Source organism: Streptomyces sp. GbtcB7 (genome assembly GCF_019091445.1).
GTDB lineage: Bacteria > Actinomycetota > Actinomycetes > Streptomycetales > Streptomycetaceae > Streptomyces > Streptomyces mirabilis.
Map to the genome: position 1 here is coordinate 1 of NZ_JAGXJM010000108.1, position 2,693 is coordinate 2,693.

A 2,693-nucleotide genomic window follows, 5' to 3' on the forward strand; every position below is an offset into this window, starting at 1 on the left:
CGCATCCCCTGGATGAGCTGCTGCCAGACCTCCTCGCGGAACTCCGTACGGGCGTGTTCCTTGACGGCGTCGTGGACGACCTGGGCGAAGTCCTCGTTCTTCCACTCGCGGCGGGCGAAGCCGACGAGCGAGAAGCCCGGCGGAAGCAGCCCGCGGTTGGCGAGGTCGTACACGGCGGGCATCAGCTTTTTACGTGACAAATCGCCCGTGACGCCGAAGATGACCAGGCCCGACGGCCCCGCGATACGCGGGAGCCGTCGGTCTGCGGGGTCACGCAGCGGATTTCGCCACAGTTCGGATGTGGTTGCCGACATCGCGTCAGGCTCCTTCTGCCGCGAGCCGCTTCAGCTCGGCGTCTGTGGAAGCGAGCAGGTCATTCCACGCGTGCTCGAACTTCTGGACGCCCTCGTCCTCAAGCAGTTGCACCACATCGTCGTAGGAGACGCCGATGGTGGCGAGCTCCTGCAGGACGGCCTGGGCATCGGCGTAGCCCTCGGCGACGGTGGCGCCGTCGATCTTTCCGTGATCGGCGGTGGCGTTGAGCGTCGCTTCCGGCATGGTGTTGACCGTGTTCGGCGCCACCAACTCGGTGACGTACATCGTGTCCGGGTAGGCCGGGTCCTTCACACCGGTCGAGGCCCACAACGGACGCTGCTTGTTGGCACCCACGTTCTCCAGCACGCTCCACCGGTCGGAGGAGAAGACCTCCTCGTACGCCTGGTAGGCGAGCCGGGCGTTGGCGATCGCCGCCTGACCCCGCAGCGCCTCAGCCTCGGGCGTACCCAGCGAGTCCAGCCGCTTGTCCGTCTCCGTATCCACTCGGGACACGAAGAACGACGCCACCGAGTGGATCTTCGACAGGTCGCGCCCGTCAGCGTGGGCCTTCTCCAGACCGGAGAGGTAGGCCTCCATGACCTCGCGGTAGCGCTCCAGCGAGAAGATCAGTGTCACGTTGACACTGATGCTCTTCGCGATCACCTCGGTGATCGCGGGCAGTCCGGCCGGCGTGGCCGGAATCTTGATCAGCACGTTTTCGCGATCCACCAGCCAAGAAAGTTGCTCCGCCTCGGCGACGGTGGCATCGGTCTTGTGGGCGAGGCGCGGGTCGACCTCGATGGAGACCCGGCCGTCCTGACCGCCGGTCGCGTCGAACACCGGACGCAAAATGTCGGCGGCATCCCGTACGTCGGCCGTGGTGATCATGCGGATCGCCTCGTCCACTGTCACTCCGCGCAGCGCCAGTGCACGCAGTTGGCCCTGGTAGCCCTCACCTCCGCTGATGGCGTTCTGGAAGATAGTCGGGTTGGTGGTGACGCCCACGACGTGCTGCTGGTCGATCAGTTCGGCGAGATTGCCGGACGTGATCCGCTTGCGCGACAGGTCGTCCAGCCAGATCGCGACGCCCTCCTCGGAGAGCTGCTTCAATATGTCGGTCATGGTGGTCGCTCTTCTCCCGGTCGTGGGGGTCATCGGACGGAAACAACGGCGAGGGATTCCCGGGCGAAGGCGACCACGTTCTCGGCAGTGAAGCCGAACTCGCGGAAAAGCACCGCTCCGTCCGCAGACGCGCCGAAGTGCTCCAGGGAAACAGTGCGGCCTGCCTCGCCCACGTACTTGTGCCAGGTCAGACCGATACCGGCCTCGATCGAGACGCGCGCCTTCACCGACGGCGGCAGGACGCTGTCCCGGTACCCCTGGTCCTGCTCCTCGAACCACTCCACGCACGGCATGGACACGACCCGCGTCGGGACGCCCGCGGCCTGGAGCTGCTCGCGCGCCTCCACCGCCACGTGCACCTCGGAACCGGTGGCGATGAGGATGACCTCCGGCTTGCCGCCCTCGGCCTCGAAGCGGACGTAACCGCCCTTGACCGTGTTCTCGTCGGCCTCGTACGTCGGCACGCCCTGACGGGTCAGCGCGAGGCCGTGCGGGGCGCCCTTGCCGAAGACCTTCGTGTAGCGCTTGAGGATCTCGCGCCAGGCGATCGCGGTCTCGTTGGCGTCCGCGGGACGGACGACGTTGAGGCCGGGGATGGCGCGCAGCGAGGCCAGGTGCTCGACCGGCTGGTGGGTCGGGCCGTCCTCACCGAGACCGATGGAGTCGTGCGTCCACACGTACGTCACCGGCAGGTGCATCAGAGCGGACAGACGCACGGCGTTGCGCATGTAGTCGGAGAACACCAGGAAGGTGCCGCCGTAGACACGGGTGTTGCCGTGCAGCGTGATGCCGTTCATCTCCGCGGCCATGGAGTGCTCGCGGATGCCGAAGTGGATCGTGCGGCCGTACGGCTTCGCGCCCGGCAGCGGGTTGTCGGCCGGCAGGAACGAGGAGTTCGGGTCGATCGTCGTGTTGTTCGAGCCCGCGAGGTCGGCGGAGCCGCCCCACAGCTCGGGGATGACCGCACCGAGCGCCTGCAGCACCTTGCCGGACGCGGCACGGGTGGCGACACCCTTGCCCGCCTCGAACGCCGGGAGCTTCTCCTCCCAGCCGGCCGGCAGCTCGCCCGCCGCGATCCGGTCGAACTCGGCCGCACGCTCGGGCTGAGCGGTGCGCCACTCCTGGAAGCCCTTCTCCCACTCGGCCTTCGCCTCACGGCCGCGGTCGAGAGCCTGGCGCGTGTGCGCGAGGACCTCGTCCGCGACCTCGAAGGACTTCTCCGGGTCGAAGCCGAGGACGCGCTTGGTGGCCGCGAC

The 2,693-nt window shown here is 67.8% G+C and carries 2 protein-coding genes and 1 pseudogene; all 3 read right to left on the reverse strand.

Annotated features, from left to right (window positions below):
* A pseudogene (locus tag KVT44_RS55355) lies at positions 1–314 on the reverse strand (glucose-6-phosphate dehydrogenase); the annotation flags it as partial.
* A 4-nt stretch (positions 315–318) separates the two neighbouring features.
* Positions 319–1,437: a transaldolase gene (gene tal, locus KVT44_RS55360; protein WP_217576813.1), complete on the reverse strand. Its 1,119-nt coding sequence runs from the start codon at positions 1,435–1,437 to the stop codon at positions 319–321.
* A gap of 29 nt (positions 1,438–1,466) precedes the next feature.
* On the reverse strand, positions 1,467–2,693 hold a 1,227-nt coding region (locus KVT44_RS55365), incomplete at its 5' end, for a transketolase C-terminal domain-containing protein (protein WP_302832270.1).